General features: G+C 47.5%; 12 protein-coding genes. 7 read left to right on the forward strand and 5 right to left on the reverse strand.

The annotated features are described in order from the left end of the window. Positions 1-435: 435 nt before the first annotated feature. From ACYVAA_RS11155 to ACYVAA_RS11175, 5 genes are all read right to left on the reverse strand, one after another. Complete coding sequence (locus tag ACYVAA_RS11155) at positions 436-2127, reverse strand: ribulokinase (protein WP_460541592.1); 1692 nt, start codon at positions 2125-2127, stop codon at positions 436-438. Beyond that, positions 2120-3346, reverse strand: a complete 1227-nt coding sequence (gene fucP, locus ACYVAA_RS11160) for an L-fucose:H+ symporter permease (RefSeq protein WP_460541594.1) — start codon at positions 3344-3346, stop codon at positions 2120-2122. The genes ACYVAA_RS11155 and fucP overlap by 8 nt, the downstream gene beginning before the upstream one ends. Before the next feature lie 144 nt (positions 3347-3490). Next, positions 3491-5251: an L-fucose isomerase gene (locus ACYVAA_RS11165; RefSeq protein WP_460541596.1), complete on the reverse strand. Its 1761-nt coding sequence runs from the start codon at positions 5249-5251 to the stop codon at positions 3491-3493. Between the two features lie 67 nt (positions 5252-5318). Further along, a complete protein-coding gene (locus ACYVAA_RS11170; protein WP_460541598.1) occupies positions 5319-6548 on the reverse strand; it encodes a DUF6786 family protein in 1230 nt (409 codons plus the stop codon). Positions 6549-6741: 193 nt separating this feature from the next. Continuing rightward, positions 6742-7752, reverse strand: coding sequence for a LacI family DNA-binding transcriptional regulator (locus ACYVAA_RS11175; RefSeq protein WP_460541600.1), 1011 nt, complete (start codon positions 7750-7752; stop codon positions 6742-6744). Positions 7753-8160: 408 nt separating this feature from the next. Between ACYVAA_RS11175 and ACYVAA_RS11180 the strand changes: the two genes are divergently transcribed. From ACYVAA_RS11180 to ACYVAA_RS11210, 7 genes are all read left to right on the forward strand, one after another. After that, a complete protein-coding gene (locus ACYVAA_RS11180; RefSeq protein WP_460541602.1) occupies positions 8161-10725 on the forward strand; it encodes a GH116 family glycosyl-hydrolase in 2565 nt (854 codons plus the stop codon). 45 nt (positions 10726-10770) lie between these two features. Then, positions 10771-12840 carry an alpha-L-fucosidase gene (locus ACYVAA_RS11185; protein ID WP_460541604.1) on the forward strand — a complete coding sequence of 690 codons (2070 nt, stop codon included), beginning with the start codon at positions 10771-10773 and terminating at the stop codon, positions 12838-12840. 466 nt (positions 12841-13306) lie between these two features. Further along, positions 13307-15721 carry a glycoside hydrolase family 95 protein gene (locus ACYVAA_RS11190; RefSeq protein ID WP_460541606.1) on the forward strand — a complete coding sequence of 805 codons (2415 nt, stop codon included), beginning with the start codon at positions 13307-13309 and terminating at the stop codon, positions 15719-15721. A 291-nt stretch (positions 15722-16012) separates the two neighbouring features. Further along, positions 16013-16990, forward strand: coding sequence for a glycoside hydrolase family protein (locus ACYVAA_RS11195; protein ID WP_460541608.1), 978 nt, complete (start codon positions 16013-16015; stop codon positions 16988-16990). A 4-nt stretch (positions 16991-16994) separates the two neighbouring features. Beyond that, entirely contained in the window at positions 16995-17987 is a 993-nt protein-coding gene (locus tag ACYVAA_RS11200; RefSeq protein WP_460541610.1) for a hypothetical protein, read from the forward strand. A 23-nt stretch (positions 17988-18010) separates the two neighbouring features. After that, positions 18011-20080: a hypothetical protein gene (locus tag ACYVAA_RS11205; RefSeq protein WP_460541612.1), complete on the forward strand. Its 2070-nt coding sequence runs from the start codon at positions 18011-18013 to the stop codon at positions 20078-20080. A gap of 22 nt (positions 20081-20102) precedes the next feature. Beyond that, positions 20103-22082: glycoside hydrolase family 172 protein (locus tag ACYVAA_RS11210; RefSeq protein ID WP_460541614.1), on the forward strand; the 1980-nt coding region annotated here is incomplete at its 3' end.

Here is a 22082-nt window from a genome sequence, read left to right on the forward strand (position 1 = left end):
GGAGGTGACATTATCATTTACATATTATGAAAAAAGAGGCTGTCTCATAAGTCATGATCGGAATCTGGTTACTTAATATTCTATGGGTATAGGATTTCTAACCGCTTGCGATGATGTAATCATAGACATTATCTTGGGTAGATTCCTTAATTGAAATCTACGGGTTTTGGCGGAAAGTTGTATGCTCTATTGCTATTAATCCGGCCAAAACCTGACCCTTATGTGGTACTTTTGCCTGGGGTTACCACCCCAGGCTATTATAAGTTCGCCCCTTTGGGGCGGGCCCTTTCTCCACTGACTGACAGTCTACAACAAAATATTATTTGTGTGAGAATCAGGGGAATCTACTTATGAGACAGGCCCTTGGTTTATAGGTTGGTTGATAGTTAAGCAATGATTACCTGGTTAGATCAATTCAATATTATCATTTTTGATTTAGTTGAGCTGTAACAACTCTTTTTTACTGGATTTTTCGATAAATTCTCCCAGCCTGAGATAGTCTTTATATTTATTAGCCAGCCGTTCGACGTTTTCGGGATGAGGTTGGTACACTTTAGCCATGCTGCTGCCCATTTTGTGGACGGCCGTGGCGAAATCAGGGTGAATCCCGGCCGCTGCCGCGGCACAGATGGCGGCGCCGAGTGCGGGAGCCTGGTCTTCTTCGGCCACCTGTATGGCCATGTCCAACGCATCGGCCAGGGTCTGCATGATCAGGGGTGATTTTTGGGCCACCCCGCCCAGTGCGATGACACTGTTGATGTGAAGCCCTTCCTCCTGAAAGCGGTCCACGATCTTCTTGGAGCCAAAGCAGATGGCTTCCACCAGTGAAAGGAACAGGCGGTAGGCATCGGTGCCCATGGTAAGGCCTTCGATCGCCCCCTTCAGGGACTGGTCGGCATCCGGGGTCCTCCTTCCGTTGATCCAGTCCAGGGCCAGCGGAGCGGTGTCTTCAGGGGCCAGCTGGGCGGCTTTCTCGGAAAGCAGCTTCAGCAAGTTGTCTTCCAGTTCTAAGAGGAACGCTTCCTTCTTTTCTGCGGTGAATTCATTGCTGTTCCGGATGATCTCCAGGGAGGGAGCCAGGAGCAGTTTTTTGAACCAGGCCAGCACATCGCCAAAGGCGGACTGTCCTGCTTCGAGTCCTATGGATCCGGGAATAATGGAGCCGTCCACCTGTCCGCAGATGCCCTTGATCTGTCTCTGGCCGATATCTTTGGATGGGGATACCAGCATGTCACAGGTGGATGTTCCCATTACCCTCACCAGGGTGTTTTCCTTGATCCCCACGCCAATAGCGCCGGCGTGGGCGTCGAGGGTGCCTACGGCCACCACGGTTTCAGTGCTGAGCCCCAGCCTTTGTGCCCATTCCTGACTCAGGCTGCCTGCTGGCTGGTCGGAGGTAAAGGTCTCAGCAGGAAGTCTTTTTCTCATTTCCCCCAAATAAGGGGAAAGCATATCTAGGAAGTCGGCAGGCGGAAAACCGCCCCAGCTTTCATGCCACATGGCCTTGTGGCCCGCGGCACACCGGCTTCTCTTGGCCGAAAGGGGATCCTCTGTCCCGCAAAGCCGGGCGGTGATGAAGTCACAGTGCTCCATCCAGGTATAGGCCGCCCCTGCCACCTTATCGTCCTGTCTTGAGATATGGAGGATCTTGGCCCAGAACCATTCGGAGGAATAGATGCCCCCGGAGTATTTGGTAAAGTCCTCGCCGCCCCAGTTTTTGGCCAGCCGGTTGATTTCCTCGGCCTCGCCGATGGCGGTATGGTCTTTCCAAAGGACCATCATGGCATCGGGGTTCTCGGCAAATTCCGGCAGCAGGGCCAGGGGGATGCCCTGCCGGTTGACCGGAAGCGGAGAGGAGCCGGTGGTATCCACACAGATGGCTTTTATTTGTCCAGGGAGGACGCCAGATTGACTGGTGACCTGATTTATGGTTTCTTCAAGCCCTTCGAGATGGTCTAGAGGGTGTTGACGGAATTGGTTTTTTGCGGGGTCACAGTATTGGCCTTCCTTCCATCGGGGGTATTCGAATACACTGGAGGCCAATGTGGTTCCGTCTTCTGTATTTACCAATATGGCCCTGACGGAATCGGATCCGTAATCAAGGCCGATTACATATTGCTTATTCATAGTTCAGCGATTTGTTCTTGGAGGTGTTGAAAAGGGAAAAGACAGCCACGACGATAAAGCAGACCAAAGGAACCGCAAAGGACAGCTTGATGTCACCGGTCAGGTCGGAAATCTGTCCCTGCAGACTGGTGATGACCGCCCCTCCCAAAATGGCCATGATGAGTCCTGCCTCACCGATTTTGGTGTCGCCGCCCAGGTCCTTGAGGCCGATGCCGTAAATGGTGGGGAACATCAGCGACATGAAAGCGGAAATGCCCACCAAAGCAAAGACGGCAGTGCTGCCCTCCATCAGGATGACGGCCAGCGTACAGGCCATGGCACCAAGGGCTGCCAGGAACAGGAGCCTGGCAGCCTGAACGTACTTCATAAGGTAGGTGAACACAAAGCGGAAAAAGGAAAACAGGATCAGTGCGGCCAGGTAATAGTTGCTGGCCAGGTCCTCGTTGACGTTGATTTCGGCCATGACCAGGCGGATGGTATAGGACCATACCCCGATCTGGGCACCGACATAGAGAAACTGGGCGATGACCGACCAGTAGTAGTGGGGCTTGGCCATAAGTCTTCGGATGCTGGAACCAAAGTCCAGCTGCTGTGAATTATCCCTTCCTTCAGGCATGGCGGTCATTTTAATGGCCAGCCAGAGTACCAAAAGGAAGATGGCCACGCCGACATAGGGCCCCATGACGGCAGTGAGTTCCTGGGACTGGATCTCGGCAAGTTCTTCCGGGGCAATGCCGGCCCTTTCCTCAGCGCTGAGCTGGTTGAGGTTGGAAAGGATGAACATCTTGCTGAGAAATACCCCGGTGATGGAGCCGATAGGGTTAAAGGCCTGGGCCATGTTCAGCCTTCTGGTGGCGGTTTCCGGAGATCCCATCGACATGATGTAGGGGTTGCAGGCGGTCTCGAGAATGGATAGTCCGCCGGCGAGCACAAAGAGGGCGGTAAGGAAGTGGCCATAGGCCATGGTAATGCTGGCAGGGTAAAAAAGAAGTGCCCCGAGGATAAACAGTCCGAGTCCGAGCAGTACGCCGGATTTATAGGTGTATTTTTTGATAATGATGGCGGCCGGTATGGCCAACAAAAAATAGGAGCCGTAAAAGGCAAGCTGAATCCAGGAAGTCTGGAAGTCGCTCATGCTCATGATACGCTTAAAGGCGGCCAGCAGGGTGTCGGTCATATTATTGGCCAGCCCCCACAGGAAAAAGAGGCTGGTAATCATGATGAAGGGCCCCAGTGTTTCTGGCCTAATAAGTTTTTTTTGGGATTTTGTCAGTACAGAAGGCATATTGTCAGCTTTGAATGTCCCCCACACCCAAAGGGGGCAGGGGACGGGTTGTTTTGGATGTGTGGTTGGTTATCTTAACTATTTATATAAAGGGCCGTAGGTCCTACAGGCCTGGTAATCTGACTGCTCCTTGTCCATGCCGAAGGAGTTCCATGCAGAGGGCCGGAATATCCTTTCCTGTTCCACATTGTGCATGCAGACGGGTATTCTAAGTATGGAGGCCAGGGTGATGAGTTCATCCCCTATATGGCCATAGGAAATGGCACCGTGGTTGGAGCCCCAGTTGAGCATGACCGAATAGACATCTTTGAAGGGGGCGTCCTCGGTGAGCTTGGGAACGAACCAGGTGGTCGGCCAGGAAGGATCTGTACGCTCGTTGAGGGTTTGGTGGACCTCTTCTGGAATGTCTATGGTCCATCCTTCTGCAATCTGCAGTACGGGCCCGAGTCCTTTGACCAGGTTGATCCTGCTCATGGTCACTTCCATGCCGCCTTCGGAAAGGAAGCAGGAAGAGAATCCCCCGCCCCTGAAGTAGCCCACATTGGCAGGGTGCCATTTGGTGGCCTCCAGCGAACTGTCCACCTCTTCCTGGGTGATTTCCCAGAAGGGCTTCAGGGCGGGCTTTCCGTCCTTACGCTGTTTTCCCGTGCCGTCTAGGGTACAGGAGCCTGAATTGATCAAATGGATAAAGCCGTTTTCGGCAAGTCCGCTGGGCTTCCAGCCTGATACCCTTTCGGTGGCCTCGGGGCTCCAGTAAGTACGGACATCGGCAAATATCTGGGCGGTATTGGTCAGGAGCTGTCCCATCAGCATGGACACTCCGTTGAGGGAGTCGTTTTCAGTGGCAACGGTATAGGGCTTTCTGATGCCGTTCCAGTCGAAGGAGGAGTTGAGGATGGCCTCGGGAAAATCCCCGTTGGGCAGGAAGTCGGTCCATTGGCGCTGCCCCTGGAAACCGGCCAGCAGGGCATAGTGTCCGTGGGCTTCTTCACCGTGGCCCAGCTCTTTGAGTTTATCGTTGCCCTCCATCAGGTCACGGATGATCAGGGTCATCTTAACCACAAATTCCCAGTCCTTTTCCTTTTGTTCGGCCGAGCGCTGTTTTTCTTCGGGGTTGTAGTCCTTGCCTTCCTTGCAGTTGGACTTTGTCCATTCCAGTGCTTTGCGGTATTCTTCCTGGTCAAAGATGTTCTTTTCTATGCGCCGCATGATCTCTGTGGAGTCGACGTTTTCCACGCGCATGCCCAGGAAGTTCTGGAAGAAATCGGCATCGACCATGGAACCGGCAATGCCCATGGACACCGAGCCGATGGACAGGTAGGTCTTTTCCCTCATGATGGCCGCCGCCATACCGGCCTTGGCAAACTTCAGGAGCTTTTCGCTGATGTCCTTGGGTATGGAGGTGTCGCCGATATCCTGTACATCCCTGCCATAGATGCCAAATGCGGGAAGCCCTTTTTGGTTGTGGCCTGCAAGTGCCGCAGCCAGGTAGACCGCGCCGGGCCTTTCGGTGCCGTTGAAGCCCCAGATGGCCTTGGGCAGGAAGGGGTTGGTGTCGATGGTCTCGGTACCATAGCACCAGCAGGGGGTGACCGATAGGGACACCCCTACATTTTCGGCCTCGAATTTTTTGCCGCATTCGATGGCTTCCCTGACCCCGCCGATGCAGGAATCAGCGATGACGCACTCAAAAGGGCTGCCGTCGGGATATTTTAGGGTAGACGAGAGCAGTGAGGCCACTGTCCTGGCCAGTTCCATGGTGGTCTCTTCCAGGGATTCGCGTACCCCGCCTAGTCTTCCGTCAATGATGGGCCGTATGCCGACCTTTGGATATGTCATAAATCTATTGTTTTGTTTATCGTTTAACTGTTCTGGTAAAGTTGTTTTCCATTTGTTAGGTAGCGGCTTAAAATACCTGGTTGATTTCTTCAATGGAAATCCCCAACAATTGCCGGGTGATGGCTTCCAGGGAAGCGGTGTCACCCGTGAAGTGGTATACATTATGGAAATGCTCCATGCCTTGGCCGGGAGAAAGAAAAGCCGCTGGGGAGACACTCTCCAGCTCGTAAAAAGGTCCCATCTGGCTTCCGTCCTCCAATGGTCCGTCATTATAGGCGTTGACGGCATCCCCTTTGAACGGATCTGTATCGGTATTCCACTCCTGGTTGAGGTAGGGCAGTTCCGGGGATAGGTTAAATGTGGTAATGGTCAGCACCTTGTGGGCAGGATCATAGCTGGCGGCCATAGGAAGGGCCCTTTCAGGGGATACGCCGACCTTACCCCTGCTCAGGCCGTCGGCTTGTAGGAAAAGGTATTGGTCGTTGATGGAAATTCTTTCCGAGGGAATTTCCCCGAAGTAGTCGGTGGTCAGTCCTTCTTTGGAACCGGTAGGTTTCAGCGGTAGGATAATGGTGGTTTCAGGACTGGGCCTGAACATATCCAAAACCCAGATGCAGGGAGCACCGGTTTCCGGCGTCCAGGGAAAGTCCCCGGTATTCTGAATGGAATTGACGGTTTCGTAGCCGATCATGTTGAGGGCGGAAATATCGGCTGTCAGGCGGGTTTTCTCCAGAATCTCTTCCTGCTCCAAAAGGATAACTTTCCGCTGTAATTTCAGTTGGAATTCGGTATCCTGATAGTTTTTGATGCTTGTGGATTTGGACATGGAAACTTCCCTGGCACTGGACTGTATCAATTCCCAGGGCTCATGGTCAATGGCCGCAGGGGTGTGCCAGTTTTCAAATTCCATTTGCTTTCCGGCCTGGAAATAGAGTGAGTAGGAATTCCCTTCCGGTCCTAGCCACATACGGCTTTCCCCTCCATAAGCATTCATATGAGGGTCTAACGGCCCGTCAAATGCTTTATAGTTGATCCATCCGAAGCTTTTTCCCTGCTCTCCTTCAGCCGTTGAGGTAAAGACTTTTCCCTGGTATTTGGGGGATACCAGCAACTGGGCCTTTCTGTCCGCTGTGCTCAGTACGACCAGATTTGGATCGTGTTTTTCCAGGAAGGTTTTGTCCTGTAAAAAATTATGGGGCTGCTCCCCGGAATCCTGGCTTTGCTGCTGTTTGTCGGAACAGGCATTGTTAAAGATTAAATTTGTGGTCATGGCTATAATGGCGAGGTGTTTTTTCATTTTGGGCTTATCCTTAATGCATTTAAATCACAATAATAAAGTTAAACGTTTAACATAGCAAATAAAAGGATTTTAAATTTATAATTCATTTGTTTTTTTAATTCGCTAGATAGATTCCTTTTGGTTTGAAATTCCTTGCACAGGAGTTGATGTAATGATGCTATCCATTCCCGAACTCTTTCTTTTGTGGCCTCTATTTGCAGGAGGATTTTATCACCAGATCAGCTTCAAGGGAAATTTGGGTAAGCCCCTTATTGTTTTCCATTTTTTCCAATAAGACGTTGACCGCACTTTTCCCCATTTGTTGTAAGGGCTGCTTGATATGGGTCATCGGGCAATAATAAAAATCAAAGGCATCGCCTTGGTCAAAACTGATTACTGCGACATCATCCGGGACCCTTAACCCGATTTTATCGATGTATTTTAGGCTTTGTATGGCCAGGGTATTGGTGGCAAAAAACAAGGCATCGACTTCTTTTGACTTTACCAGCAGCTTATCTATGGCCGCTGCGATTTCCTTGTCCATATTATTATAGTTGATCTCGTTGATCCAGGCCTTCTTCGGGTGTATCCCATTGTCTTTAAGGGCTTGCTTGTAACCATTGGCCCGTTCTTTCATATGGTTGAGCTTTTGGCTATAGGATATAATGCCCACCCGCTGATGCCCTGTGGAAACTAAGCGGCTGACGGCCTCATAGGCTGCTTTATTGTTGTCGATGATTACATGGTTGGTCGGAAGTTTTGGGAAAGACCTGTCAATAAGCACCAAAGGGACGTTATTGTCCAGTAGCTTCTCGATCTGTTCTTCTGTTTCCTCTACCGGCGCGATGATAAAGCCGTCTACCTGTCTGTTCAGCAGAAAATTGATCAGGTCATCTGATTTTTCTTTATTTTCATCCGAACTTCCGAAAATTACGGTATAGTTGTGTTTCTTGGCTTCGTCTTCAATGATCCGCGCTATATGTGAAAAGAATGGATTGGAAATATCTGCCACGATCAAGCCGATACTCATGGACTTACCCATTTTTAAGCTCTTGGCCAGAATATTGGGGCGATAGTTCAATGACTTGGCGGTTTCCTTGATTTTCTTCGCCATCTCTGGGCTTACTCTATTTTCTTCTCCCTTGCTTAGCACATAAGAAACCGCTGCTACTGAGACGCCCACCGCTTTAGCAATGTCCTTTAATCCAACCTTTTTATTCATTCTCCTATTTTTTTGATTCGAAATATAACTGAAATATGTGAAACGGTTAAGGCCAATCGTATAGATCGTCCAAGCTTATCGGTATTTTCATTTTTTACCTATGTATACTTTGTGGAATTAATAGATAAAAAGAAACTAAATGAAGTTTTTAATTAATGGTTATCCTTAAATATACAAAAAGTTTTTGGAATGTTAAACGTTTAACATATATTTACATCCAGATGTTTGCATCAATTCATACATGATTGTACGCAATTATGCCAGTAGCTTTAAAAATCACAAAGTGTTTGCTGCAGAGCTCGCTGATCAACGCAGGTTCTTTGTGATGGATTTTGCAGCACTTCAGGGTACCTCTACAATAGTAGTCGAGTGATATAAAAGCATTTGGTCAAAAATTCATAATACAATATGTTACTGTTGAATAAAAAGATAAGTTTAGTAGTTGCTTTCCTTATTGGTCTTTGCACCCTCGGTAAGGGACAACACCACTATACCGGTATGCCTGTTGGCGGATTAGCTGCTGGCCAGGTGTACCTGGGAGAGGACGGGCAGCTATGGTATTGGGACATTTTTAATGTAGCAAGAATCCATCCGGGAGGACCGGGAGACCGTTACTTCCTGAATCCCCTTAAGCCCGACCAATTTTTCGATAATGGATTTGGTATCAAGATCAAAAGTATGGGCAGGGAGTATGTCAGAAACATCAATGCTACAGGATTCAACGAGATCGAATTTACGGGTGAATATCCCGTAGGCAAAGTAAGCTATAAAGATGAAATACTACCTGTGGATATCGCTTTAACGAGCTACAGTCCATTTATTCCCACAAATTTTGACGATTCCGGACTGCCACTGATAGTCATGGAATATGAGGTCAAGAATACTTCAGACCACGAGGTGGAGATTGGCATGTACGGTTGGCTGGAAAATATGGTGGGCAAAGTGAATACCGGCGATAGCAAAGGGGAATTGGTGAATTATTCCAGGAAAAATGAATCGCTTGTAAGTGTATTCCTTTCGGGGGATTATGGGGAGGATTTGCCAGATGGGGGCAATATGAACCTTGCCGTTTTGGGAGATGGTGTTGCCATCCCGAATGCGAAAATGATCAAAGGTTTTCCGGTATATTCAGAGGGAAAGGCAGAGGAAAGTGCCCAGGTTTCCAACACGGAGAAATTGGTAGGTGCCGTGAAGCAGGAATTTACACTTCAAGCCCAAGAGTCAAGGAAGGTGAAATTCCTCCTTTCTTGGTATTTCCCCAATGTCCATTTGTGGGACTGGAGACATCATTGGATGGATATAGAAAATTTGAGGCATTATTACAGCAAACAATTTGATGATGCCCATGAGGTTGCCCAATACCTGGTGGAAAACCCCAGGTTGGAAGATCAGACCAGACAATGGAACGAAACCTGGTACGATGCTTCATTGCCCAAATGGTTTTTGGACAGAACCTTTGCCAATGTTAGTACCCTTGCCACTACCGCAACGGTTAGGTTTACCGACCTTTCCGATTCCAAGCTTCAAGATGGAAGGCTATATACCTATGAAGGGGTTTATCTGGGAGAAGGAACCTGTACGCATGTGTTCCATTATGAGCAGGCTTTGGGGAGGGTTTTCCCGAACATGGCCCGGCAGTTGAGGGAGCAGACGGACTTAGGTATTTCTTTCAATGAAAAGGATGGGGTGATCGGTTACCGGGGAGAGTTCAGTAAATCTGGTCACCATGAAGGGCGCGGATTCGCTGTAGATGGACAGGCAGGCACCATTCTAAGGATGTACAGGGAGCATCTTAGCCATAATAGCACTGACTTTGTTACCCATAACTGGACCAAGATCAAAAAATCAATCGAGGCCCTTATGGAAAAGGACATGGATTCCAAAGGCAGGTTTGATGGGGTTTTGGAAGGTTCACAGTACAATACCCTTGATCGGATCTGGTACGGTAAAATTCCCTGGATGAGCGGTTTATATCTGGCCACCCTGAGAGCAGGTGAGGAGATGGCCTTGGTAGCTGGGGATAAGAGATTTGCCAGAAAATGCAAAGAGGTGTACAAAAAGGGCTACACTACTATGCCGAAGGAATTATTCAACGGAGAATATTATATCCAAGAATTGGATGCCAATCACCTGGATGCGCCCAATAGTAATGTCGGCTCACATATTGATCAGCTCTTGGGACAATACTGGGCCTCACAGTTGGGATTAGGGGAGATTGTTCCTGAAAACACCATAGAAGCATCCCTGAAGTCCATCATGAAATACAATTTCGTGGAAGATTACGGTAACTACCTGGATACGGCATCCATCCCTGTGCAACGCTATTACGGTGACCGGGATGATAAAGGCTTGGTGATGGTGGCTTTCCCAAAAGGAGGAAGTGAAATTGCCCCCGGAAAAATAAACAATGACTGGGAAAAATTAGTGGTGGGATATTTCAGTGAATTCTGGACCGGGCAGGAACACCAACTGGCAGCTACCTTGATCCATTTTGGAATGGTGGAAGAGGGGATGAAGGTGCTTAAAGCCATAGAAGATCGCTACAGTGCGGAAAAAAGGAATCCCTATAATGAAGTGGAGTATGGCAACCACTATACCCGGGCCATGAGCGGCTATGCCCCCTTTGTGGCAGCCACCGGTTTTTATTATAACGGCCCCCAAAAGGAAATAAAATTCGACCCCAAAATCAATGCAAATGATTTCTCTGCTGCTTTCATTACCGGCGGTTCCTGGGGAACGTTCCGCCAGCACCTTTCAAACGGAGCAGACAAATTTAGTTTGGAAGTAAAATATGGACAGTTAAGCTTGGATCATATTTCCGTAGGTTCCAAAGCAGGAGGAACAGCAAAAGTGATGCTGAACGGCGAGGAAATCACCGGAGTACGTAATTCCACCTCTTCGGATGGCCTGAGTCTTTCTTTCTCAGAGACCATTACCTTATCCGAGAATGATACGTTGGAAATCAAGCTTTAGTTGCTGAGTTAACACTTACCTAAAATAATGTTAAAATACCAGAATATGATTAAACGTTTAATTTTTGCCTTACTGGTTTTAAGTTCCTGCAAAAATAATGATGCCCCTTTGGAGCCGGTGGGACCAGTACCCTCTGAGCGACAAATGGCATGGCAGCAAATGGAAACCTATGCTTTTGTCCATTTCGGGCTCAATACCTTTACGGACATAGAGTGGGGATACGGAGATACCCCTGCCTCGGTGTTTGATCCCAGTGATCTGGATGTGGAACAATGGTGCCGGGTATTCAAGGATGCCGGGCTGCAGGGAGTGATCATTACGGCCAAGCACCATGATGGCTTTTGTTTATGGCCCTCAGCATATACCGATTATTCGGTCAAGAATTCCCCATGGAAAGATGGCCAGGGAGATCTGATAAGGGAGCTGTCTGAGGCCTGCAAGAAGTATGATCTTAAGTTTGGGGTATATCTTTCTCCATGGGACAGAAACCATGCAGCTTATGGTTCTCCCGAGTACATAACCTATTTCCGTGACCAGTTAAGGGAACTCTTGACCAATTACGGGGAAGTTTTTGAAGTCTGGTTTGATGGGGCAAACGGAGGGTCTGGTTATTATGGAGGAGCCAATGAAAACCGGAATGTAGACCGAAAGACCTATTATGATTGGCCGAATACCTATAAGATCGTGAGAGAACTGCAGCCCAATGCGGTTTTGTTCAGTGATGCCGGGCCTGATGTAAGATGGTGCGGCACCGAAGAAGGCTGGGTAGGTGAAACCAACTGGAGTACCTTAAGAAGGGATGAAGTATGGCCAGGGTGGCCGCATTATGAACAATTAAGGTATGGTCATGAAGATGGTGATTATTGGGTCCCTGCGGAAGTGGATGTTTCGGTAAGGCCGGGTTGGTTCTATCACAGTTCAGAGGATCATAAGGTAAAATCCGTTCCAGAGCTGTTGGATATCTATTATCAATCGGTTGGCCGAAATGCGACTTTACTGTTGAATTTTGCCGTGGACAAAACGGGACAGGTGCATGAAATCGACGAACAGAACGTGCTGGAAATGGCCGAAGTGATCAAAAAGGATTTTGAAACGGATTTGGCCTTGGATGCAGAGGTATCTGCAAGCAGCGAAAGGGGTGATTATCCCATTGATAATCTGTTGACCGGAAACAGGGAAGTGTTTTGGGTAGCGGCAGATGAAGATGACACTCCTTCATTTACCTTGAGCTTTGACCGCCCTACCACCATCAACCGCTTTCTGATTCAGGAATATATAGAACTAGGTCAGAGGGTCGAGGCCTTTGAATTGCTGGTTGAGGATGAAAACGGGGAGTGGAAAAAGGTAGCAGAGGAAACCACCATCGGTTACAAAAGGATCTTGCGATTTCCGAGTCTAAGCACCCAAAAGGTGAAGGTAAACTTTGTGAAGAGCGAGTCCAGCCCAGTGATATCAAAAGTAGGCTTGTACAATGCGCCCAAAGTGATGGGCAAACCAAAGGTTAGCAGAAACCAGGAGGGCTTGGTGACGATAGAAAGTGTGGACAATGAACTTAGTATCTATTATACACTGGACGGCACCGAGCCGAATGAAGGGAGTCTTAAATATACAGGGACTTTCGTTCACGATGAAAAAGTGGAGATCCGGGCAATTGCCGTAGATTCCGAGTCGGGCAAAAAAAGTCCCGTTGCCATAGAGAAGTTTGACGTTTCCAAAAAAGAATGGCGAGTGCTGGATGCAAAGGAAGAGGATTACCGGAAAATTTTGGATGGGGACAGCCATAGTGTTTGGCATCCTGAGGTGGAAAAGCTTCCGTTTGAATTGAAAATTGATTTGGGCAAGGTCCAGGAAATTGCAGGGTTCAAGTATTTGCCGGACCAGAACCGTTGGTCTTCCGGAATAATTTTCAATTATGAGTTATTGGTTTCAGTCGATGGTGATCGATGGAAAAAGGTGCAGGAGGGGGAGTTTTCCAATATCAAGAACAGTCCGATATGGCAGGAAAAAGTTTTCACTACGGCCGAGAAAGGCAGGTACATTTTATTCAGGGCCTTGGATAATGTAAACCAGGACCAGGCGGTAGGGATAGCAGAATTTGACGTGATTACAAAATAGGTTTATTGTTTCATAGGGTTTATAACGGTAAAGGCAGGAGGAATTTCCTTCTGCTTTTTTTTAGTTTGGAAAGTGCTAAAATAATGTTTTATGTGTATCCGCAATGTTACACGTAACCAAATTTTATAAGGGTTTTATTGTTTTTCTGTTCTTTTCCATTGATGAAAAGAACCAAAAATCTAGGCCACGGAGCCTTCTTCAAATTGAGTGAATTCGTTTTCGATTACAAACAGTTTGCCTCAATTTGATTTTGTGCCATTTGCTGTAGGCTAAAAATGAGTGGATCTCGCTCGTCCACTTCGCGAGCTAACTCATTTTCTTAACGCCTCCATCAACTGTCCCAAAACCGAATGCTCCAAAGGCCGATAAAGGGAATTTGGAAGAATATTTTATTTTTTTAAGGATGCAGCCAAAATTATGAATTATGTAAAAAATAATGTTTTAATAAATAATAACTCTAGCAACCATGAAAGTAAAACAACGGATGATGAATCCAATGCTCAAAGCACTGAGCATGGCCTTCCTGCTGGTGGGTTGTATCAACCCATTGCTGTTGGCACAAGACTATAATTCCATTCTTTGGTACAATTACCCCGCAGGGGACTGGAAAACACAGGCCCTCCATTTGGGAAACGGTTATATGGGGGCTTCCTTTTACGGTGGAGTCCAGGAGGAGAGGCTGGACATAACGGAAGAAACCATGTGGTTTGGCGGCCCGGGGCAAAACCCGGACTATAATTTTGGTATTATTCCGGAAGCCGGAAAATCCTTGAAAGAAATACGAACTGCGATCGTCGATGGAAATGTTCCAAAAGCAGATAGCCTGGTGTCCAAATATTTTGTCGGGGATTATGCAGATTTTGGTTCGCTTTCTTCCATCGGCCAATTGTATCTTAGGTTTGCCCACGATCAGGGGGAAGTCTCCGACTATAAGCGGTCTTTGGATGTCTCCCGTTCTTTGGGAGCAGTAAGTTACCGGATAGGCGGAGATAAATATCAAAGGGAATATTTTGCCAGTTATCCGGATAGGTTGATGGCATTCCATTTTGAAGCAGCGGGAGAAGGACAATTAAGCTTTGAGATCGACCATGCCTTTACCCAGGAGAAAAACCAGATCAGCATCCTAGGTGATGAAATCCACGTAAACGGGGCCATTGATGGCAATCACCAGGAATACCATGTCATCATCAAGGTGCTCCATGAGGGAGGAAAGCTGGTATCCAAAGGTGATTTTTTTGAAGTGGTGGGAGCAAAGAAGGCTACCGTTTTATACACCGCGGCTACTTCCTATGTGCCCGAAATGCCTTTTTCCGGAGCTGATCCTAAGGCGATTACCAAGTCGGTCATGAAGAAGGCCTCAAAAAAGGGCTATGAAAGGTTAAAGCAAGATCATATCCGGGATTATACCCAATTGTATAATCGGGTGAGCTTGGAAATGGAGGGGGATGTGTTGCTGGAGCAACTGCCCACGAACGAGCGTTACGAAATGCTTAAAACCGGGATGACGGATGATGCCGGGCTGAAAGTGTTGTTGTTTAATTTGGGCAGGTATTTGCTCATCAGTGCTTCCCGCTCTACTACCTTGCCATCAGGACTTCAAGGACTGTGGGTTCCCGGCAGGACGGCAGCATGGAATGGTAATTTCCAGAGCAATATCAATCTTCAGGAAATGTACTGGACGGCAGGTCCCTTGAATTTGCCTGAAATTCATGCGTCCTATATCAATTGGATAAAAACCCTGGTAGAACCAGGAAGGAAAGTGGCCAAAGCCTATTATGGCACGGAAGGGTGGGTGAGCCATACGACCGGAAATATATGGGGCTATACCTCACCGGGTTCGGATATGCTATGGGGAATGTATCCCAGCGGCGCCGCTTGGCACTGTGAGCACCTCTGGTCCCAATACGAGTTTACCCAGGATAAAAAATACCTCGAAGAAGAGGCTTATCCCATCATGAAAGAGGCCGCCCAATTTTATATGGCCAATTTGGTCCCTTACGAGGGGAAATATATCATTGCCCCTACGGTATCTGCTGAGCATGGGGTGGATATCAGGGACGGTAAGCCGGTCAAATACGCCCTCACCAACGGGGAAGCCCGTGCAGGTAAGTGGTTTAATCTACCTGGGGCTTATCAGGATATACAAATGGTTTATGATTTGTTTTCCAATGTCATGGCTGTCGGAAAGGTATTGGGGGTAGATGCTGCCTTCATCCAGGAAATAGCCTCCAAGCGGGACCAATTGCTGCCGCTCCGCATAGGGAAATACGGACAGGTTCAGGAATGGGCCTGGGACATGGATAACCCGAGGGACCATCACCGTCATATCGCCCATATGTATGCCTTGATGCCCGGCAGGCAAATAGATCGCTTTAAGACCCCGGAACTGGCCAAAGCGGCTGAGGTGTCTTTGAATATGAGAGGACATACCCTATATGGTCCTAAATGGCCCCATATGGGAGGCAACTGGAACAAAACCTTGCGGATCTGGTGCTTTGCGCGATTGGGTGATGGGGAAAAGGCTGCCAGGATCTTTAACGATATGGTCACTGATGTGGGATTTGAAAACCTGATGGCGCATGAAAGTGGTAATATGCAGGTGGATGGTTCCATGTCCACCCCCGGTTTTATGGCCGAAATGTTGCTCCAGTCCCATCAAGGAGAAATCCACCTTTTACCGGCCCTTCCAGTGGAGTGGCCGGAAGGGAAAGTAAGCGGTTTGATCGCCAGGGGTGGCTTTCAAGTGGATATCGCTTGGGAATACGGTAAACTTAAGCAGTGTAACATACGGTCCTTGTCCGGAAACAGCCTTCCTCCCATGAGGCTGTCCGGGGAGTTGATTGATCCTGCAGGGGATTCCAGGATCAGCGTATTGCCTTAAGGAAAATCAGTAGAACAAGCTTAAATAGCTTAAAAACAACATTAGAGGTGAAGCCGGTCAGTATTCCATAGGCTTCACCTTTTTTGTTTACTGCTGATTATCTTAAGGTAACCCAAAATCCGGTAATGGCACTAATAGTTTATGTTATCCTGTTTTTACCTTATTTATCCTTGTTTATAAAGGTATAGAGCTTTCGTTGTGCTTTGATAAAACAGGTCTTTTGTTTGGAAAGTTAAACGTTTAACTTTATATTTGATTGTATAAAATCAACTACTACTAATCGTATTTGCTATGAGTTTTGCAAGAAGTTTTTTGGTGATGAGTTTGCTGGCCCTCAGCTTTGGGTGCATGGAAGCTAGGAAAGAAAAAAAACAAACTGAAAGTCCAAAAGTTCAGGTTCCCAAAATAACCAGTGAATGGAAACATGTCTTTGATCCCAACCTGACCCGGACGGAGCCGGATTCCAGCTGGTATACCAACGACCATTGTTTTGTGAAAGGTGCCGATGGCAAATGGCATGCTTATGGAATCATAGGGCATGCTCCCATCAATCCCTGGACAGGAGAGGATAAATTGTTCCATATTTCCTCCAGCGAAATTTTTACGGAAGGCTGGGAAGACCATGGCTATGCATTAGAGGCCAAAGAAGGTGTGGAAAGGGTCTTGTGGGCCCCCCATGTGTATGAAGAAAACGGTGAATACACCATGTTCTACAATGCGGGCAATTTACAGCGCAATGCGCCGAATTATGCCTCATGGGGTACCCTGCACAAGGCTACTTCCAAAGACATGCACCACTGGGAAAGACATGAATTGAATCCTTTGTTCAGTGATCCTGGCCATGCCCGTGATTCCTATGTGATGAAGCATGAGGGGGAATATTACTTCTACTACACCCGTACTTTCAGTGAGGTGGATTTACGCTCGGTGGTTGCCGTAAGGAAAGGCCCTGATACGGACCATTGGAGTGGGCCGAAAATAGCCCATGTTCAGCCTTATGAGGTGGACTGGGGTGGCGATGCCGAGAGCCCTACGGTCATTTATAAGGACGGCTTGTTTTATTTGTTTGTCTGTCTTGCCATGACGGAATATAACCTGACACATGTTTATTGGTCTGAAGATCCCACGGATTTCCCCAAAGAAAACTTGGTGACCACCTTGGAGTCCCATGCTGCAGAGGTGATAGATGCTGGAGAGGAAGGCTGGTTCATATCCAATACGGGTTGGGATAAGAAAGGACTTTACCTCGCTAAACTGGAATGGGAATAAAACGATGATGATGAATAAGATTAAATCGACCGCATTAGTCTTTTGCCTTTTGATACTTTCAGGAAGTATCCAGGCCCAAAAAAAGTCCCTTCTGGAAAGGGCTGAAATCCCCTATATCAAGGGAGAAAGCAAAAAAGCCTTTGATGCCAAACCTTCAGAGGACTTTGACGAGTACAAATGGTTTACCAATGACCATTGTTTTGTAACCGACCATAATGGAAAGCTGCACTGGATAGGCATCAACAATCCCTATCCGCCAGAAGGCAAGGAGCTCTACCGTTATCATCCGTATTTGGGCCACCTCAGCACCGACAACCCTTTGGGGAAGTGGAAGCGTGAGGATTTTGCCCTGAGCGAAATCGGAAAAACGGAATATCTGGGAGCGCCCTATGTGGTATGGCATGAAGAATCCGAAAGGTGGGTAATGGTACTGGAAACCATACTGGACAATACCAGGAGATTGGAAGTGGCCTGGTCGGATGACCTCTATGAATGGGAAAGGACCTACGAAGCCATTTTGCCGGATGATTTATGGATATCCTCCAGGGATCCCCATATCATGAAAGGGGAGGATGGAAAGTACTGGATCCATATCGTAGCCACAGGAAATGAAGGGGTGAATCAATCCCAGGTGCTGAGAATTAGGACCAAGGATTTCGAGAACTTTGAATCTCCTGAAACCATCTTGGGCATCAATGATAATACCTTTGCCACCCTGATGGAATCGCCCTATTTGGTGGAAAGAAACGGATTGTACTACCTGTTTTTTACCTATGCCCACCGCAGGTATGCCGAGACTTTGGTCATCGTGTCCGATGATCCCGATCATTTTGATTATGAAAACAATGTCCTTACCACCCTGTTTGGACATGCCGCAGAGGTATTCGAGTATCAGGGCAAGGAATATATCAGTTCCTGCGGTCCTGAAGATCAACACTATCTGAACCACCAGTCCACGAGTATTGCAGGATTGGGCTGGGCAAAGAACCGTAAATAAGACAAGCCGAATTTAAAAAAGAAATGAGCCAATTAGCAGTCAAATCAACACACAAAATAACCAACTTCTTTTTTGTTTATTTTATTTCCATCGCCATAGGGTATTCCCAGCAGCAAAAGGTGGAAGAGCCCAGCAGGCAAGTCCATTTGGACTTCCATACGACCGAAGAGCTGGACAATATCGGAAGGGATTTTGATAAAAAGGAATGGCAGCAAAGGTTAATAGAGGGCAAAGTAAACGGGATCAATATTTTTGCCAAGGGGCACCATGGCTGGTCTTATTATAACACCGAAGTGGGGACACGCCATCCCAATCTGGACGATGACCTTTTTGGGAAGCAGTTGGAAGCCTGTCATGAGATAGGGGTAAAAGCCCAGGCTTATGTAACGGTGGGCTGGAATGTACTGGATGCCAAAGAAAACCCCGGATGGGTTTCTACCGGGAAAGACGGAGTGGATCAATTTCGGAAACTTGAGGGGGAATCCGAGCCTGGGGAGCCTTTTGGCTGGGGCTGGCCAACACTATCGCCGGAAGGGCCTTATCTGGACCATTTGCTGAAGCAAACAGAAGAGATTGCCAAGAACTATGAAGTGGACGGCTTCTGGTTTGATATCATTCCCGTAGGTTCCATCAATTACAATGACTGGAGCTTAAAGGATATGGCGGCCCATGGCGTAGATTGGCGCGATGAGGAGGAAGCCTGGAAGCACCATTGTAAAAAGATGCATGCATATTTCCAAAAGACCAATGCCATCATCAAGCAATACCGTCCGCATGCAAGCATTTATTATAACTGGACCACTCCGATCAACAATAAAAAAGTGATGGATGAGGAGTACCACCAGTACAATACCAAGCAGGATTTGGAGGATCTTCCCACCACCTGGGCGGGATACGATGTATTTCCTGTCAGGGCAAAGTACTATGCCAATACCGGTAAGCCGATAGTGGCGATGAGCGGAAAGTTTCATTCTGCCTGGGGTGAATTTGGCGGGTTCAAACACAAGGATGCCATTTGGTACGAGGCGGCCAATATGATGGCCTTTGGGGCAATGTCCAATTTTGGGGACCAGCTCCATCCTACAGGCAAGCTGGAAAAAGCCACTTATGATAATATTGGCTTTGCCTATGATTATATAGAAAAGATTGAAGATTATTCCTTGAATGCCATTCATAAGGCCAGAACAGGCGTTTGGTTAAACTTTGGGGGGCAGGATAATGCCTTGACCCAGATACTGCTTGAAAAGCAAATCAATTTTGTGGTGGTCAATAACCTCAAAGATTGGAGGGACCTGGAAGTAATTGTGTTGCACAGCGGGGTGAGGCTTTCAGAAGCAGAGCAACAGCGGGTGCAGCATTTCTTAGACCAAGGGGGCAAGCTGATGGTATTAGGAAAAGGAGCTTTTGACAAGGGCAAATGGGCCTTTGATATCGGGGCCGAGTACTTGGGCGAAAGTGAATACGATGTAGATTATACCTTGGTTGCTGATGATCTTTCCCATGATCTTGTCCAATCTCCATTTTTGAACAGGTCATCTGCTGTAAAAGTGAAGGTCAATGAGGGCACCGAAGTATTGGCGGAAATTTATGAGCCGTATTTCAGTAGGACGGTAGAACATTGGACCTCGCATGACAATACCCCGTACCAAACCAAAGCTGCGAGCTATCCGGCAGTGATCAGGAAGGGCAATGTCGTTTGGTTTGCCCATGACTTGGAGAATATGTATGCCCGCGAGGGATCAAGGGTGCATAAACAGCTTTTTTATAATGCCTATGATTTGTTGGTGAAGGATCCACTGGTACAGGTGGAAATGCCAAGCAGTGGAAGGATAAACCTCTTGCACCAACCTGATCAAAAGCGGTATGTTGTTCATTTGACCTACGGCACTCCCCACCAAAGGGGCCGGGCCAAGGTAATCGAGGATTTGGTGCCTTTGCACAATGTGCCTGTAAGTGTCCATTTTCCGGAAAAAGTCAAAAAAGTGTATTCGGTTCCTGAGCATAACGAATTGCCCTTTAAGGAATCCAATGGAAGATTGGAAGTGACCGTTTCCGAGTTCAAGTGTCATACGGCTATAGTGTTTGAATATTAAAACAGACTTAAGATAGAAAGAAATGAAATCTCAATTCCTTGTCCTTGTTTTTATCGCCCTTTTCTCAGCTGCCTGTAATCAGGAGAAAAAGCCGGTCAATACCGCGTCCTTATTATCTGAAATGGTGGATAAAGATGCGCTGACACGTTTTCCTGATCCCTACTACAGTACCAAACAATTCAGCAGTTATGATAGAAGGAGCAGTTTGGAGACCAAGGACAGTTATTTATGGTTTGCCAATGCCGACCATACCCAATTTTTACGCAGCGATACCACGGATGGAAGGGTAGAGCATGTCCTGTTTGATGCTGAAGGCCCAGGGGCTGTGGTAAGGATATGGATGACAGGCGGGGGATACAAGAGAGGGGAGGGAATATTGAGGTTTTATTTTGACCATGATAGCATTCCCGAAATCGAGGGCCCGGCATTTAAGGTCATCAGTGATGGGACGCTTGCGGGATATCCCCTGAGTGCCTCCGTATCAGAAGACACCGGCTATGGTACCCGTGGCCATAACCTGTACCTGCCCCTACCATATAGCCGTCATTGTAAAATTACCTATGAAAGTGAGGGCATCCATCATCCCGACCAAGATAAGTCAGAGTTGTTTTATTATAACATTAATTACCGGACTTATGAGGAGAATACCTTGGTAGAAACGTTTCAACTGAATGCACTGGATTCTCTTAAAGGATTCGTGGAAAAAGTGAATAAGCAGCTTTTAAATGGTAATGCCGTTCAGGGGGCCGAGCAAAAGTTTCCCAATCAGCACGTCCCACCGGGAGAAACCGTGGATTTTGAAATCCAGGAAAGAGGTAAAGCAATTCAGCAGCTTGAAATCCAGATGGAAGCGGATGATTTTCATCAGGCACTGAGGTCTGTGGTGGTAAAGATAGAATTTGATGGCAAGGAGACTGTTTGGGTACCTGTGGGTGAATTTTTTGGAACCTCATACAGTATCCATCCCAATGCAACCTGGAATACGGAGGTAGCCGAATCCGGAAAAATGAAAAGTTCCTGGGTGATGCCCTTTAGGGAGAGCAGTAAGATATCCTTCGTCAATTTAGGGGATGGACCGGTAGATATCTCCGCTGATATACACCTTAAGGAATACGAATGGACGGACAACAGCATGTATTTTGGATCCTCCTGGAAGCTTTATGAGCAGATTGCCACGGGTGGAAATAAAGGCAGGGATGGAGAAGGACAGTGTTTGGACCTTGACTATGTTACGTTGAAGGGAGAAGGAGTGTATGTGGGGGATGTGCTGTCCATATACAATCCGGTACTGCCCGGTCACTGGAAGTCATGGTGGGGAGAAGGGGATGAGAAAATCTATGTGGATGGGGAGGATTTCCCTTCCCACTTTGGCACCGGAACAGAGGATTATTATGGTTATGCCTGGTGCAGGCCCGAAAAATTCTCCAACCCCTTTATTGCCCAGCCGATCGGAGAAGGGAATTTGACCAGTGGACTTACCGTGAATGCCAGAATGAGGTTGTTGGACGGCATACCTTTCAAAAAGTCCATCGATGTGGATATGGAGCTGTGGCACTGGGTGAAAACAAAGGTGGATTATTCTCCCACGGTTTTTTATTACGTGTTGCCGGGTTCAGTTCCTGAATTGAGCAAGCCGGTGGAATCGGCCAGGCAAAAGGTGGCCCTGAAGAGTGAAGATATCCTGAAGAGTAAATTCGATGAGAACGGTTTGTTGGAAGGAGAGGATCTGAAAGTGGAAACTTCCAATGCAAACGTGCACGGGGTTTATGGAGATAATCTTTCCGGCGGCCTTGCCTTGGGAAAAAACTATGTACGGACCAATGAAAGCACCCGCTTTAATTTTGGTGCCGGTGAAGATAGCAGGTTAAAGCAATTGGCACTGAGTTCCCAGAATGATGGAGATGTATATGAACTGATCCTGAACGGGAACCCGGTTCTCAAGTGGGAAAGCAGAAACATCTCCGAGGAGTTTAATGGGGTGGTAGAATTGGATGATCTTCCC

This window comes from Echinicola sediminis (assembly GCF_054777495.1).

Bases quoted from the DNA above. Each gene is read 5' to 3' on its own strand.
- ACYVAA_RS11195 (WP_460541608.1), top strand. From the start codon at position 16,013: ATGAGTTTTGCAAGAAGTTTTTTGGTGATGAGTTTGCTGGCCCTCAGC.
- ACYVAA_RS11170 (WP_460541598.1), bottom strand. From the start codon at position 6,548: ATGAAAAAACACCTCGCCATTATAGCCATGACCACAAATTTAATCTTT.
- ACYVAA_RS11180 (WP_460541602.1), top strand. From the start codon at position 8,161: ATGTTACTGTTGAATAAAAAGATAAGTTTAGTAGTTGCTTTCCTTATT.
- ACYVAA_RS11165 (WP_460541596.1), bottom strand. From the start codon at position 5,251: ATGACATATCCAAAGGTCGGCATACGGCCCATCATTGACGGAAGACTA.
- ACYVAA_RS11200 (WP_460541610.1), top strand. From the start codon at position 16,995: ATGATGATGAATAAGATTAAATCGACCGCATTAGTCTTTTGCCTTTTG.
- ACYVAA_RS11175 (WP_460541600.1), bottom strand. From the start codon at position 7,752: ATGAATAAAAAGGTTGGATTAAAGGACATTGCTAAAGCGGTGGGCGTC.
- fucP (WP_460541594.1), bottom strand. From the start codon at position 3,346: ATGATTACCAGCCTCTTTTTCCTGTGGGGGCTGGCCAATAATATGACC.
- ACYVAA_RS11190 (WP_460541606.1), top strand. From the start codon at position 13,307: ATGAAAGTAAAACAACGGATGATGAATCCAATGCTCAAAGCACTGAGC.
- ACYVAA_RS11155 (WP_460541592.1), bottom strand. From the start codon at position 2,127: ATGAATAAGCAATATGTAATCGGCCTTGATTACGGATCCGATTCCGTC.
- ACYVAA_RS11185 (WP_460541604.1), top strand. From the start codon at position 10,771: ATGATTAAACGTTTAATTTTTGCCTTACTGGTTTTAAGTTCCTGCAAA.
- ACYVAA_RS11205 (WP_460541612.1), top strand. From the start codon at position 18,011: ATGAGCCAATTAGCAGTCAAATCAACACACAAAATAACCAACTTCTTT.